Below are 13,877 nucleotides of genomic sequence, written 5' to 3'. Positions count from 1 at the left end.
CCTATTCCTCCGCATTCTCTTTCTCTTTTGTAAATTTAGAAGTAAGTCTGAAATAGATTTTTTCTGTCAGTACCCCTCTGATCAGAATGACAATCACACCGACGATAAAGTAGCGAACTGCCAAATCCCCTAATGGCAGATTCAGTTTGGTAATACCTGCTGCGATTCCCATATATACAAACAGTTCACCCGGGTTCGCATGCGGGAACAAGCCGGTTACAGGATGTAGAAAGCTTACACAGGAATCATAATAAGCAGGCTTGTACTTTTCTTCCACGAAACGTCCGAAGGTATAACACATCGGATTTCCCAGAAATAGTACTGCCAGCACCGGTACCAGTGTGTAACGCGCAATTGTGAATCTCGTCAGTTTTTTTGTGAAATTTTCAACTCGTTTTTCTCCTATCAGCTTAATGATGGAGTTTATGGCTGTCATCAGACAGATTACCATGGGAATAATTCCGGTAACCCAACCTACGAAGGTTTCTCCTCCTGCCTGAAACAGCGCCATGAATCCTTGTGCAAAATCAGATATAAAGTCCATACGTCACTTCCTCCTTGTATCAATCCATGACGGCACATGACAGATGTTCGGCCGTGTCCATCTCCTGTGCGCCTGCTGCATTTTGAAAGCGTAGCTCCAGCGCTTCCAATGCCTGTATATATCCTCGATACTGTTTCTGTTTTTTCGGATCCATGGAGCGAAACTGTTCCAGAAACTTATCGATTGATACCCCGTTGATCGTTTTTCCAAGCAAGGTATTCACCGGGTGAAACTTTGCCAGAAAGGTTTTGCCATCCATGACCTCACATGCTGTGATGATATGATTATTATCACAGGCGATCATCACGATGTTGCCGTTGAAGAACCGTCCTTTTTTCTGTCCGATTCCCACATTTCCTTTTTTATGAACCCGCCGTATGGCAGCTTTGTAGTTTTTGATCTGAAATACACCGCCCACTGCCTGCATAACAAACAGGGATATGGCAATCAGAAAGATCAGCATCAGATCGTTTGACATGACGATTCCTCCTCTTCCATAAGGGAAAGTAGCTCTTTTACACAGCTGATATCGGTAATTAGAATATTGATTTTCTTCGCGCGGATCACGCCGAGAATCGCTTTACTTTTTTCTTCTCCAACCGCAATTCCGATACGGTTTTCAATATTCATAAGTCCCTCATCGGATAACCCCATGACCCGGTCATTGAATTCATGGAAGGGTTCACTGTTTCCGTTTTTATCCAGAAATTTCAGTAGAACATCTCCGACAGCCCCGTGCTGTTTAAATTGCTCATAGTCAGCTTTACTGATATACCCGCATTTGACCAGAGTGGAATCTTTCAAGCTGCAGGAGCCGATACCCATGATAACGGTTTTCAGTTTTTTAAAAAGAGCCGTCACCTCCTGCACAGGACGTTCCTTCAAGAATCCTTCCATGATCTGTGTGTCATTGAACATTGCCGGAGCGAAGAACTGAACGGCACTGCCATGAAACTTCTTTGCGAACGCATTTGCTATTTCGTTGGAATGATATCCCTCATCCGATTGCAGCTGTGTACCGACACCACCGACAACGGGAACAAAGGTACAATCAACCTCCTCCACATTGATTTTTCCATTTGCCAGATGATACAGCGTTTTTCCCATCGACACCCCGATGTAATCCTTGTTGTGGAAGATGCGTGCCAGATAGGCAAGTGCTTCCTCATATACCCGCTGCATGTGATCCGCTTTACTTTCCAGCTCCATTTCATCCACAATGAGGACTTCCTTCAAGCCCAGCTGCTGTTCAATTTTCCGTTCCAGTTCTCCATATAGAATGCTGTCGGGATTATCCAATTCGATTCTTACCACACCGTTTTCCTTCCCCGCCTTGAGCAGTCTGGATACTGTTGCCCGTGAAATCCCCAACTGATCACAAATCTCCTTTTGTCCGAGTCCGTCCATGTAATAGAGATAACAGCATTTATATATCAGCCTGTTATCATCGACTATTTTTTTCATTCCTGCGCCTCCTTTCTGTAAGCGGTTCCTTTATCTGTCTTAAGATTACCACAGCGCTTTATTGAGGTCAATGCATAAATACTGAACATATGTATAAGTTCAGTATTGTAACAATTTATCTTAAGCAATTGTTCTGTATTGAAATATTGATATAATGACAGAAATTTCACAATGTTAAAAAACAATGATAAATACTGGGTTTTCACAAAACTGAGACTCCTTAGCATGACTTTTTACTGTTCATTTGTGTACATAAATTCATTATTTTTTTTCATTAAACCTATAAAACGCTGATAAATAAGCTTTTTTTTCACATCTTTTTATTCGCTGTAAAGGATAGCACTCAGCTCCTCTGTACAAATGTATAAGCTTTCTGCTGTCATAGACAGCATGTAACCATACGTTTTACTGGAACTGTATTTTCGTGGTACAATACATAGTAGAAAAGAGGATTGATAACATGTATAAGCAACGACGGCATGCACTGGCTACTCTGTTACCGGAAAACTCCATTGCATTGTTCTTCAGCGGCAAAGCCCCATATAAGGTAGGCGATGAAAAGTATCCGTTCAGTGTGGACAGAAGCTTCTATTACCTGAGCGGTCTGGATAAGGAGAACATGATTCTGGCAATTATCCGCACACAGGGCAAAATAAAGGAACAGCTGTTTCTGGAGCATTATGATGAGGAACAGGCAAAATGGGTCGGTGGAAAGCTTTTGCCGGAGGAAGCCGCCGATATCAGTGAGATTGAAGAAATCTTCTGGCTTGAGGAAGCAATGGATATGCTCGGTCTACAGATATCACGGTTCTTCGACCATGAATCCTGTGTTGATATCTATGCGGATTTCACACGGCAGGAAGCCTATCAGGCGGACAGTGAAGCGCATCGTTTCACAAGAGAGCTGCTGCGGCAGTATCCCTATGTAACCCTGCATAATGCAGCCTCCAGAATAAGCAGTCTGCGTTTAATTAAGGAAGATGCAGAAATTGATGATTTGAAGCAGGCGATTGAAGTAACACGGCAGGGAATTCTAGCCATGATGGATCATGTATGCAGCGGTATGATGGAAAACCAGGTGGAGGCATGGTTTGATTTTGTATTAAAAACAAACGGCTGCTCACATTCCTTTCCATCCATTATCGCCAGTGGAAGAAATGCCACCGTGCTGCATTATGATGAAAACAATCAGAAAATAAAAAAGAACAGCCTGCTGCTGTGTGATCTGGGTGCAAGCTGTCATTATATGAATGCCGATATCACAAGAACCTTTCCGGCAAGCGGTTCCTTTACAAAGCGACAGAAAGAAATCTACAATATTGTTCTTGAAGCCAATCAGACCATTATGTCACTCGTACATCCGGGCATTACACTGAAGGAGCTGAATCAGGAGCTGATTCACTTTTATGAAGAAAGACTGAAGCCGCTTGGCTTGTTGAAACGCGGTAAACGGGTGGAGGATTATTACTGGCACGGAGTATCTCATATGCTGGGGCTGGAAACACATGATGTGTCTTTGAGCGGCTATAAGCTGCGTCCCGGCAATGTGTTTACGATTGAACCAGGCTTATATCTGGAGGATGAAGGAATCGGCATCCGCATCGAGGACAATGTACTGGTTACTGAGGATGGCTGTATAAATCTTTCTTCCTCCATTATCAAGGATCCGGACGAAATCGAAGCATATATGCAGGAAAACAACATCCATTTAAAAGCATAGAAAATAGAAAAAGACAGTTGCTATGGAAACTGTGCAGGAGTGTATATGAAACATATTATCAATGAGTTTAAAGAATTTATTATGCGGGGAAATGTGCTTGATCTGGCGGTCGGTGTTATTATCGGCGGTGCATTTCAAAAAATCATAGCATCTCTGGTCAATGATGTTATTATGCCGGTTATTACATTATGTACCGGTGGTATCGATTTTACCAACTGGTTTATTGCACTGGACGGGAATCATTATAATACATTGCAGGATGCAGTAGCTGCCAAGGCTGCGACACTGAATTACGGAACCTTTCTCACCGAGGTGATCAACTTCATCATCATGGCGTTTATTATCTTCATGATGGTGAAGATGATGAATTCACTCTCAAGAAAGGTCAAGAAGCCGCAGGATATGGAAGATGCTGCAGCAGCTACAAAGGTGTGTCCGTATTGCAAAAGCGAGATTTCTGCTGAGGCAGTTCGCTGTCCGCATTGTACATCTTCGCTGGATACAAACAAGGATAATAAAACAACATCCATTAAAAAGCGATAACCCTTACTAAAAACAGGAGTCCTCAATGATTCCTGTTTTTCTAAATTATAAGATTTACTTGGAAATGCAAGCATTCGTCTACCTGTTTTTCCGATGCTGTATATGATAGGATGCCTCCATCTGCACAGACAGCGGAAGACATTTGCACAGCAGATAGCTTCCCTTCATCAGAATTCCCGGTATCATGACTGCCTTCTCCTTAAACATGCCGCGGATTGCATAGCTGGCGACATCCATGCTTGTCTTTCCCTTCATCATAAACCTGACATTTGCGACACGGTCAAACTCAGTCTGTACAGGTCCCGGACAGAGAACACTGACAGAAGCATGGCTGTTTCTTTTCTGAAGCTCCTTATGCATAGCCAGTGTCAGACGCTCAACATATGCTTTTGTCGCATAATAGGTAGCCATCAAAGGTCCCGGCAGAAATGCCGCGCTGGATGCGACATTCAGGATATAACCACGGTCCTTTTTAACAAAATCCCGCAGAAACAGTTTACTAAGAATATGCACTGCCTGAATATTGGTAGAGATCATATTCAGCTCCTTATCCAAATCCGTCAGTGTAAATTCACCAAAATCACCGAAGCCTGCATTATTGATCAGTATATCGACAGAATCATTACGGAAACGCTGATACAGTGCAAGACAGTTTTCCTTCACAGAAACATCCAGTATGACGATATCAACGGAAACGGCAAGCTCCCTCTTTAATTCACGAAGCCGATCCCCTCTCCTTGCGACCAGAATCAAATCAATATCCATAGCAGCCAGAACCCTTGCCATATCACGCCCGATTCCGCTGCTGGCACCTGTAATCAACGCCTTCATTCTAAAACTCCTTTCCAATTATCTACTCATATTGTGCATCATTCGCTATATTATATACGGAAGCACTAATGTGGCCAGTCCCAGAAACATGAAAAATCCCATGACATCCGTAACTGTAGTAACAAACACACCACTGGCAAGAGCAGGATCCACATGCAGCTTTTCCAGTATGACCGGTATAAAGTATCCTGCCAGATTTGCCAGAATCATATTCAGAAACATAGCTGCCCCGGTGACAAGTCCGAAGATCGGATTGCTTTCCATCAGCATTGCCCCGAATGCCACGACAATACCTATGACGATACCGCTTAATATACCGACACCAATCTCCTTCAGCAGAATCACGACGGCATTTTCCTTTGTCAGCTCACCGAGGGAAAGACCGCGTACAACAATGGTTAATGTCTGTGTTCCCGCATTGCCACCCATTCCAGTTACAATCGGCATGACCGTCGCAAGTGCAACCGCCTGTGCAATCGTCGCCTCAAACATATTGACAACGGCTGCCGCAAGAACTGCAGTAAAAAGATTTACAATCAGCCATGGAATGCGGCTGGAAAAGGATTCCCTTACACTGGAGTCCACCCGTTCCTCCTTATTGACACCACCCAGATGATGGATATCCTCGGTATTCTCTTCCTGAATAACATCAATGATATCGTCAAACTCAATGACTCCCAGCATATGCTGCTGCTCATCTACAACCGGCATCAGAATAAAGCCGTATTTTTCAAAGCGATGGGCAACCTCCTCCTGGTCATCACTGTACAACACCGTCTTTACATTGGGATTCACGATATCCATGATTGGTGTATCAAACGATGATGTTACGATATCGCGCAGTGACACAACTCCTTTTAACACATCCTCCCTATCGACGACATATAAATAATAGGTCGTTTCTTCATCGGTATTCTTCTGTAAAAACTGCAGGGTATCCTTTACAGTATTCTTTGCGTATATACGAATAAATTCGGTTGTCATGATACCACCGGCACTTTCAGCATCAAAGCTCATCAGCTTACGGACATCCTCCTGATCCTCAGAATCCATCTTCTTCAGAATGTCAGCCTGCTCGTCTTCCTCCAGCTCTCCCATCAAATCGGTGATTTCATCACTGCTCATTTCATCCAGTATATGACGCTGCTTGCTGTCAGAGAAGCGCTTTAACAGCTCATACTTGTCTTCATCGTCCTCTTCCTCGACGATATCCGCAAGAATATCATCCGGCAGACGGTTTAATACACTTTGTGCATGCTCCTTATGCTTGTGCAGCAGATCGAGAATATCCGCCGGGTGTATGGTATCAATCGTATCCTGCAGATCCTGTGCTGTTCCATGCAGCAGCAGATCCAGCAGGTTTTCTTCTGTTATCGTTCGTTTCATTCTATTCTCCTTTTCTAAAATGGGAGAATTATCATCTGCACGATGGCGGCAAGTGATCATCCCCTGTATCTAGTATCTGTATACCCTCGGGCTTGGGACTCATTCATAACCACCACGCTTTCTTTTTCTTTGCAGCTTCATTATACCAGAAAACAAGGGTCTCTGTATATGCTGCAGAAGGCAGCGAATAGATTTTATACTATCCTTTGTTCAGTGTTTCCATCATAGGAGGGAAAGTAAATACAAGATATAAATTATGATGCCTACCCCACATTATGCATCGTATTGCGCTTCCATATCCTTGGGGCACTGGCATTATTTTATGTTTGAATTATACGCTTCCACTGGGTTTCATTATACAAAGAATATCGGGTATAGAAAACCTGCACTTCCTTTCATGTAAGGGGACCAAAGTCATGCGGCTCCTTGTAAATCCCGCCTGTTTCTAATCTATAAATATGAAAAAAAGAAGATCTGCTTCTATTGTTCGCTGCAATAGACTCTGATCTTCTCATTTATAACGGTTCAAGCTATTCCAATACGGGTAACCGCCGACCGTCTTTCCACATCCGCTGAAACAGCTATGTGTCTGTTTTGTATCCTATACTTTGCTTTATTTATTGCTCCACCGATTTTGTCGCAACAATATTTACACCGAGACCTGCGACATCCTTTAAGACAACATCTCCCGCAGATACCGGTGCCTTGACATCGATGCTTTCCAGTGCCTTCATGACATCCATAATCCTGCCCTTCGGGATGCTCTGCTCGGTTTTCACCGGAACTCGTCTTGCCGTTTTTGCAGTAATACGCACTGTTGATGTGATAATGCGTCTGGGATCAATCAGCTCTGTTTTCCCATACTCCGCCCCTCTTGGACAGCTGTTGCCGGTAACAGTATATCCGTTTTCATCATCAACACTCAGATGACAGCCCTTCGGACATACGATACATATTAAATTTTTCATATCCTATGCACCTGCCTTTTCCACACGGATGATCACTTCATCGCCTGCCTTCTCCAGCAGCATTTTCGGTATAACAATTTTTTCCATTTCACCCGGAGCCATATGCTCGCGTTTGAATCCTGCCAGCTTCTGATCCCCGCTCATGACACAGATTTCCATATCCTTATATACATTATTCACCCGGAACATCACTTCCACAAACTTATCCACGTTATTCATACGGATTTTCTGCGGCACTGTGTAATTCACCGCGTTCCCGTTCTTCACTTCAATACATCTTCCGGCTTTCGGATTTCCCTGCATCGCATAGATTGCGGCACTTCTTCCGGCACGCTCACTCTCCGCTGTCACAAAGTCCACAAGATCATGCACATGCACAACATTTCCGCTTGCGAAAATACCCTTTGCACTGGTTTCCATATTCTCATAGACCACAGGACCGTTTGTTCTCGGATCCATCTGCAGTCCGGCAGCTCTGGATAGCTCATTTTCCGGAATCAGACCGACTGATAACAGGACAGTATCCACATCGAAGGTGATTTCTGTTCCGGGAATCGGCTGCCGCTTTTCATCAACCTCCTGAACAATGACACGCTCCACGCGTTTATCTCCCTGAATATCTGTAATGGTATGAGAGAGATACAGCGGGATATCATAATCGTTCAGACACTGCACTATATTTCTGTTCAAACCGTTGGAATACGGACACAGCTCCACACAGCCGACCACCTTTGCACCCTCCAGACTCATACGGCGCGCCATGATCAAACCGATATCACCGGAACCGAGAATCAATACCCGTTTACCAACCATATACCCTTCAATATTTACATAACGCTGTGCTGCTCCCGCAGTAAAGACACCGGCTGGGCGATCTCCGGGAATCGCAATGGCTCCCCTGGTACGCTCGCGGCATCCCATATTCAGCACGATTGCCTTTCCCTCCAGCTGCATATAGCCCTGCTTTTTATTCATAGCATGAATGCAGCGGTTTTCCTCATCAATATCCAGCACCATGGTATCCAGCAGCACCTCGACATTGGTATCCTTCAGCATTTCGATAAATTTTCCTGCATATTCCGGCCCGGTCAGCTCTTCTTTGAAGTGGTGCAGACCAAACCCGTTGTGAATACACTGATTCAATATACCGCCCAGCTCCTGATCACGCTCCAGTATCAGAATATGCTTTGCCCCCTGCTTCCAGGCTTCCAGCGCAGATGCCAGACCTGCCGGCCCTCCGCCGACAACGATAACATCATATTTCATTCCTGTTCACCTCCAGCTGCTTTTGTTTCCCCTGTAATCAGAATCATACCTTCCCGATCCAGCGGTACATCCTTCAAATTCTTTTTCAGCTCTCTTGCGATAATTTCCTGAACACGAGGGCCGCAGAAGCCACCCTGACAGCGTCCCATCCCCGCATTGCAGCGGCGTTTTACAGCATCAATGGATACAGCCGGAATCGGACGATGCACGGCATCAATGATTTCTCCCTCTGTCACTGTTTCACAGCGGCAGATGATTTTCCCATACTCAGGATGCTCCTTGATCAGCGCCGTGCGCTCCTCATGATTCATTTCACGGAACCGCACAACACTTCTCGTATCCATGCATGCTTCCTTTTTTGTCAGAGGCAGACCGGATTCCCTCATCATTTCAATAACGTCCAGCGCAATGACAGGGGCAGATGATAAACCCGGAGATGCCATCCCTGCGATATTGTAGAACAGACGGTTTTCGGGATCTTCATATACAAAGAAATCGTCCTCCTTCGTTCTTGCACGAACACCTGCAAAGTTACGAATGGATTCACGAAAATTGATATCCGGAATGGACTTCAATGCGGTATTACGCACATAGCTTAAGCCCTCCGCGGTTGTGGATACATCCTCCCTGGAGGTTGGCTGTGAATCCGGTCCGACAATCAGATTACCATGCACTGTCGGGGCAACCAGAACACCCTTTCCGTTTTCATTTGGACACTGGAAGATGACATGGCTGACAAGATTTCCCTGACTCTTGTCCAGCAGATAGTATTCTCCCTTATTCGGCTCTATCTTAAAGGTGGCGTCATTCACCATTTCATTAACCTCATCCGCAAACACACCTGCCGCATTGCATACGCAAACCGCATCAATAACACCCTGATTGGTTTCAACGGAATACCCTGTATCCGTTTTCTCTATATTTTTTACTTCCGTGTTCAGCTTTACCTCAACACCGTTTTCTACCGCAACCTCTGCCAGTGCCAGTGCCAGCTCCCATGGACTGACGATTCCGACATTTGGTGAATACAGTGCAGCTCTCGCCTCCTGAGATACATGAGGTTCTTCCCTATGCAAACGCTCCTTATCCCAGATTTCCATGTCCTTTACACCGTTCTGGATGCCACGGTTTTTCAGCTCTTCAAGCGTTCTTTCATCCGCTTCGGAAAATGCCATAATCAGTGCACCAATCTGTTTGTATGGAATATCAAGCTTTCCGCACAGCTCCTTGATATATGCATTTCCTGCGACATTGTATTTCGCCATCTTCGAACCCGGCAGCGGATCATAGCCGCCGTGAATGATGGCGCTGTTCGCCTTTGTCGTCCCTACCGATACATCATTCTCCTTTTCGATCAGTACCGCCTTGATCTGATATTTCCCAAGCTCATATGCAAGAGAACAGCCGGCAATTCCTGCTCCGATAATTGCTACATCATACATTCCACCAACCTCCTGTAAGCCTTTTCAGACTTCCTTAACCACCTTAAATTTACTCCATAAAACACAGACTGTCAAACCCCTGTATCCCTTTAAACAAAGGCTTTCTACAGCTTTTTTATCAATCACAGCGCTTTGATTAACACCCTCCTCTTTCTTCTCCCTCTGTAACTGGTCCCCCTGGTCGAATTCCTGTGCATGACTGCTTGCTTTTCCTGTTAATCAAATATATAATATTAGTAATCATTTGATAATCTGATTACTAATCTGCTGTTAATCAAAATAAATCATAATTTTTAAAGGAGATGTCCCATGGGAAAAAGAAATAAGGTAACAACACGCGATATTGCAGAATATACAGGTGTTTCGCAATCCAGTGTTTCCATGATACTCAGCAACAAACAGAATGTATCCTTTTCTGATGAAACCAGAGAGCTGGTGCTTTCTGCCGCAAAAAAGCTGGGATATCAAAAGCCGGTAAAAAAACAGCTGAACGCCTCCAGTAAGATGGATAAAACCATCGTTGTTCTGACTCCGCTGTTATCAAACGGCTATTACGCCACACTGGTGCATTCCATTACGGAGCAGGCAGGTGAGTATGGCTATTCGGTTTTCACGGTAACGACCATGCGGGATGCTGCACAGGAAGAGTTTTATTTTGATATGCTCGCAGGACTGCAGCTGGCGGGAGCCATCTGTCTGTATCCTCCAACGCGAATTACCAAAGCCAATGCACTGGCAAAGCAGATCCCCGTTGTATCCATCGGTGACAAGCCGGAAGGCTGTACCTTTGATTCCGTTGAGCTGGATGGCAGAAAAACCGGATATCTTATGGGAGAATATCTGGTGGGACTCGGGCATACGCACATCACCTTTGTCTCCACCCCCATCAAAGCAAAGGAAATATCCAGGCTACATCGTCTGGAAGGATTAAAAGCAGCATTTGAGGAGCATGGACAAAGCCAGGATAATATTCTTGTAAAAACGCCTTCCATTGCCACCTACAGGCAATATCCATCGGAATCCTCCGAGTATATGGCCGGCTTTGATCTGGCTCTGGAAGCATTAAAGGAGCATACACCGTCAACTGCCTTTGTAGGAAACAATGATATGACTGCCTTTGGTGTCATGGCCGCTCTCACGCAGCAGGGATATCGGATACCGCAGGATTACTCTGTCGCAGGCTTTGATAACATCCATCTTTCCTCTATGCCGAATATTTCTCTAACAAGCGTTGAACATGCCTCCATCCTCAAAGGGAAGGAAGCCGTTGACATGATCTATAAGAAAAATAACAAGGACACCCGCAGCAGGGGACATAAATATATCCTGCGGCTGGAATATGAGCCGGAGCTGATAATTCGTAAATCGACAGGCAAATGCCGTAACCGAAGCAGGTGAACCTGTGAAAAAAGTGATATGAAATACTGGATATGATCATGAATAGGGAGACAATATAAGATGAGATACAGCAAAAGACGACTGTACAGCTGCCTTAATAACAGCAGATGTCTGTCGCCTTTTTAGTCATGATGCTTGTGTTTTAATTGAACGAAAAATGAAAAAGAGCATAACAATTTCTATTATGCCCTGCAGCTTTCAAAAAACCGCACGGCATCTATGAAAGACATAAAAATCCTCTGTTCCTCTTCCAGCTTCCGAAAAGAAGCAGAAGCTATATAGGAAAAGCTGCTGTATCAAAGGGTGCCTCTATAGGACTACAGAGGCTTTTCCGTTTTGAAACCTTGCACGGCATCAGGCCTTTACGATTTTTTTCTTTAGCTTTTTTGCGGCCTCATCCAGCGTACTGCTGGATTCGATTGCCTCCAGAATCGCAGTTTCCTCCATCGTCTTTTCCCATTTTTTCAGTATATTTTTCATGACAGTAACCTTATCTTTCTGTTCCAGATCATGGAATACAAATACCTCATCAAACAGTGCCGTAAAGGAAGCGCCAAGACTGCGCTTCACCTGCAGCAGCGGATCACTGGTTTCCTGAAACTTCAGCGCACTCACACTGGAACAAGGAAAATCCCCGCTCATAATCATTATACTGTGGCGCAGATCAATTTTCTGTATGTCACGCTCCAGATAACCGCGTTCAATGCCCTGCTTTAAAAACTGCAGCATTGCTTCATTTGCCATATGCAGGTTGGTTACATTCACTATGGTATAGGGATTTCTGCGCAGCTTGGACAGGTTATGATCCAGATTGTGCTCCAATGCCGCCATATCCAGCTCCACCATATCCTCCTGATTGAAATACAGGCGGTTAAACTGATGAATCAGCGTCTTTTTTCCAACGCCCTGATTCCCCAGAAAGAGCCATACACCAAGGGGCCGTTCACTGATGATTCCCTGTTCGATCCACTCCAACTGCCCCATCAGCTTGCGGATAACCTCCTTTTGCGCAACCATGGTCGTTTCCAGATGCTTTTTCAGCTCCTGCAGACGGTTACGGGAAGCCAGCGGAATATCCGTCAGCTTTTCTATGACATCCCGTACCATGTCCTCACTGACACTGCGCTCACTCTGCCGTTTAGCACCGACACAGGCCAGATCCAGCACATCGATCGCCTTATCCGGAAACTTCCTCTGCGGCATGTAATATGCACAGTATTTCACGATTTGTTCCAGAACCTTCTCCTGAATCTTTACATTATGAAAATCCTCGTATTCCTTCTTCTTTGCCTTTAGCATCTTAATGGTGTCCTCAACATCCGGCTCCCGTATGGTAATGATCTGAAAGCGGCGCTCCAGCGCACGATCCTTTTCAATATACATTTCATATTCCTCGATGGTGGTTGCCCCGATACATTTGATAACACCTCTTGCCAGATACGGCTTCAGCACACTGGAAACATCAATTGAACCCTCGGATTTTCCGGCACCGATCATCAGATGGATTTCATCAATAAATAAAATAACATTGGGATACTTCTCCAGCAGACGGATGATATTCTGCAGCTTTTCCTCAAAATCACCGCGGTACTTGGTGCCTGCCACAAGTGAATTCAAATGCAGCTCATAAATACAGGCATCCTTCAGCGAAGGAACCAGATTCTGCTGAATCATACCGGCCAGCTTTTCCACCAGAGCGGTCTTTCCGACACCGGGCTCACCAATCAGCAGCGGATTTGCCTTATCCTTGCGCGACAGTACGGAAATCATAAAATTCAGCTCCGCATCCCTTCCCACGATATCCTGATTCGCTCCGCACATATTCAGATTGCGAAGCTCACTGATTTTATCCAGCTCGCTCATACTGCCATGCTCCATCTGCAGCAACACCACCTCTTCATCCACATCATAGCGATGCAGTATCTCCGTTGCCACACAGCTGTTTGTCTGCAGCAGTGCCAGTGTCAGGGAATCCACATCCATCATTGTATTTTGTTTTCTGGAAGACAGTGACATTCCGCGCTCCAGGATATCATCCACGACCTGTGTAATCTGCAGCTCCTCCACATCCTGATCCTTCAGTCCAAAAAGAACCATTAAATCCTCCTTGAGCTGAAAATAATATACACCCTGTGCACATAACAGCCGTGACAGCGGTGTTGCGGTATCCTTTAATATCGCAAGCAATAGATGCTCGCTTCCGACATAATTGTTGCCCATCTCTCTGGCTTCCTCTCTTGCTGTATCCAGAATTGCGGAAACCTGTGTATTTAAACGATACTTCATATCTTCACCATCCTCGTCATTCTATAGCA

General features: G+C 44.9%; 12 protein-coding genes. 3 read left to right on the top strand and 9 right to left on the bottom strand.

All coding sequences use genetic code 11. The features are described from left to right. Position 1: 1 nt before the first annotated feature. The 3 genes from srlA to ACG3M1_RS02965 are packed head-to-tail and all read right to left on the bottom strand — an operon-like array spanning position 2 to position 2,008. Positions 2-544, bottom strand: coding sequence for a PTS glucitol/sorbitol transporter subunit IIC (srlA, locus tag ACG3M1_RS02975; RefSeq protein ID WP_002607191.1), 543 nt, complete (start codon positions 542-544; stop codon positions 2-4). A gap of 19 nt (positions 545-563) precedes the next feature. Continuing rightward, positions 564-1,022: a transcriptional regulator GutM gene (locus ACG3M1_RS02970; protein ID WP_008818415.1), complete on the bottom strand. Its 459-nt coding sequence runs from the start codon at positions 1,020-1,022 to the stop codon at positions 564-566. Continuing rightward, positions 1,007-2,008 carry a sugar-binding transcriptional regulator gene (locus ACG3M1_RS02965; protein WP_002607189.1) on the bottom strand — a complete coding sequence of 334 codons (1,002 nt, stop codon included), beginning with the start codon at positions 2,006-2,008 and terminating at the stop codon, positions 1,007-1,009. Before ACG3M1_RS02965 ends, ACG3M1_RS02970 begins: the two co-directional genes overlap by 16 nt. A 460-nt stretch (positions 2,009-2,468) precedes the next feature. Here ACG3M1_RS02965 and ACG3M1_RS02960 point away from each other — a divergent pair, with 460 nt between their 5' ends. Both ACG3M1_RS02960 and mscL read left to right on the top strand, forming a co-directional pair. Next, entirely contained in the window at positions 2,469-3,728 is a 1,260-nt protein-coding gene (locus ACG3M1_RS02960; RefSeq protein ID WP_008818413.1) for an aminopeptidase P family protein, read from the top strand. Positions 3,729-3,773: 45 nt separating this feature from the next. Further along, positions 3,774-4,271 carry a large conductance mechanosensitive channel protein MscL gene (gene mscL / locus ACG3M1_RS02955; RefSeq protein ID WP_002607184.1) on the top strand — a complete coding sequence of 166 codons (498 nt, stop codon included), beginning with the start codon at positions 3,774-3,776 and terminating at the stop codon, positions 4,269-4,271. 78 nt (positions 4,272-4,349) lie between these two features. Here mscL and ACG3M1_RS02950 read toward each other — a convergent pair whose 3' ends face one another. The 5 genes from ACG3M1_RS02950 to ACG3M1_RS02930 all read right to left on the bottom strand — a co-directional run bounded on the left by ACG3M1_RS02950 (position 4,350) and on the right by ACG3M1_RS02930 (position 10,164). Continuing rightward, positions 4,350-5,102, bottom strand: a complete 753-nt coding sequence (locus ACG3M1_RS02950) for an SDR family NAD(P)-dependent oxidoreductase (RefSeq protein WP_009270685.1) — start codon at positions 5,100-5,102, stop codon at positions 4,350-4,352. 45 nt (positions 5,103-5,147) lie between these two features. Further along, complete coding sequence (gene mgtE, locus ACG3M1_RS02945; protein ID WP_008818409.1) at positions 5,148-6,488, bottom strand: magnesium transporter; 1,341 nt, start codon at positions 6,486-6,488, stop codon at positions 5,148-5,150. Positions 6,489-7,105: 617 nt separating this feature from the next. Continuing rightward, on the bottom strand, positions 7,106-7,456 hold the full coding sequence (locus tag ACG3M1_RS02940; RefSeq protein ID WP_008818408.1) for a DUF1667 domain-containing protein: 351 nt from the start codon (positions 7,454-7,456) through the stop codon (positions 7,106-7,108). 3 nt (positions 7,457-7,459) lie between these two features. Then, entirely contained in the window at positions 7,460-8,722 is a 1,263-nt protein-coding gene (locus ACG3M1_RS02935) for an NAD(P)/FAD-dependent oxidoreductase (RefSeq protein ID WP_002607180.1), read from the bottom strand. Further along, on the bottom strand, positions 8,719-10,164 hold the full coding sequence (locus ACG3M1_RS02930) for an NAD(P)/FAD-dependent oxidoreductase (protein ID WP_008818407.1): 1,446 nt from the start codon (positions 10,162-10,164) through the stop codon (positions 8,719-8,721). Before ACG3M1_RS02930 ends, ACG3M1_RS02935 begins: the two co-directional genes overlap by 4 nt. Before the next feature lie 309 nt (positions 10,165-10,473). Here ACG3M1_RS02930 and ACG3M1_RS02925 point away from each other — a divergent pair, with 309 nt between their 5' ends. Continuing rightward, complete coding sequence (locus ACG3M1_RS02925; protein ID WP_008818406.1) at positions 10,474-11,562, top strand: LacI family DNA-binding transcriptional regulator; 1,089 nt, start codon at positions 10,474-10,476, stop codon at positions 11,560-11,562. Between the two features lie 354 nt (positions 11,563-11,916). On the opposite strand, the gene ACG3M1_RS02920 is transcribed toward ACG3M1_RS02925, so the two are convergent. Then, positions 11,917-13,848 carry an AAA family ATPase gene (locus tag ACG3M1_RS02920; protein WP_002607177.1) on the bottom strand — a complete coding sequence of 644 codons (1,932 nt, stop codon included), beginning with the start codon at positions 13,846-13,848 and terminating at the stop codon, positions 11,917-11,919. Positions 13,849-13,877 lie beyond the last annotated feature (29 nt).

Source organism: Clostridium sp. 10cd*, assembly GCF_044336395.1.
Taxonomy (GTDB): domain Bacteria; phylum Bacillota_I; class Bacilli_A; order Erysipelotrichales; family Erysipelotrichaceae; genus Clostridium_AQ; species Clostridium_AQ innocuum.
This window is presented reverse-complemented; position numbering and strand designations above follow the sequence as displayed.

Bases quoted from the DNA above. Each gene is read 5' to 3' on its own strand.
- mscL (WP_002607184.1), top strand. From the start codon at position 3,774: ATGAAACATATTATCAATGAGTTTAAAGAATTTATTATGCGGGGAAAT.
- ACG3M1_RS02925 (WP_008818406.1), top strand. From the start codon at position 10,474: ATGGGAAAAAGAAATAAGGTAACAACACGCGATATTGCAGAATATACA.
- ACG3M1_RS02970 (WP_008818415.1), bottom strand. From the start codon at position 1,022: ATGTCAAACGATCTGATGCTGATCTTTCTGATTGCCATATCCCTGTTT.
- ACG3M1_RS02960 (WP_008818413.1), top strand. From the start codon at position 2,469: ATGTATAAGCAACGACGGCATGCACTGGCTACTCTGTTACCGGAAAAC.
- mgtE (WP_008818409.1), bottom strand. From the start codon at position 6,488: ATGAAACGAACGATAACAGAAGAAAACCTGCTGGATCTGCTGCTGCAT.
- ACG3M1_RS02920 (WP_002607177.1), bottom strand. From the start codon at position 13,848: ATGAAGTATCGTTTAAATACACAGGTTTCCGCAATTCTGGATACAGCA.
- ACG3M1_RS02935 (WP_002607180.1), bottom strand. From the start codon at position 8,722: ATGAAATATGATGTTATCGTTGTCGGCGGAGGGCCGGCAGGTCTGGCA.
- ACG3M1_RS02965 (WP_002607189.1), bottom strand. From the start codon at position 2,008: ATGAAAAAAATAGTCGATGATAACAGGCTGATATATAAATGCTGTTAT.
- ACG3M1_RS02950 (WP_009270685.1), bottom strand. From the start codon at position 5,102: ATGAAGGCGTTGATTACAGGTGCCAGCAGCGGAATCGGGCGTGATATG.
- srlA (WP_002607191.1), bottom strand. From the start codon at position 544: ATGGACTTTATATCTGATTTTGCACAAGGATTCATGGCGCTGTTTCAG.
- ACG3M1_RS02930 (WP_008818407.1), bottom strand. From the start codon at position 10,164: ATGTATGATGTAGCAATTATCGGAGCAGGAATTGCCGGCTGTTCTCTT.
- ACG3M1_RS02940 (WP_008818408.1), bottom strand. From the start codon at position 7,456: ATGAAAAATTTAATATGTATCGTATGTCCGAAGGGCTGTCATCTGAGT.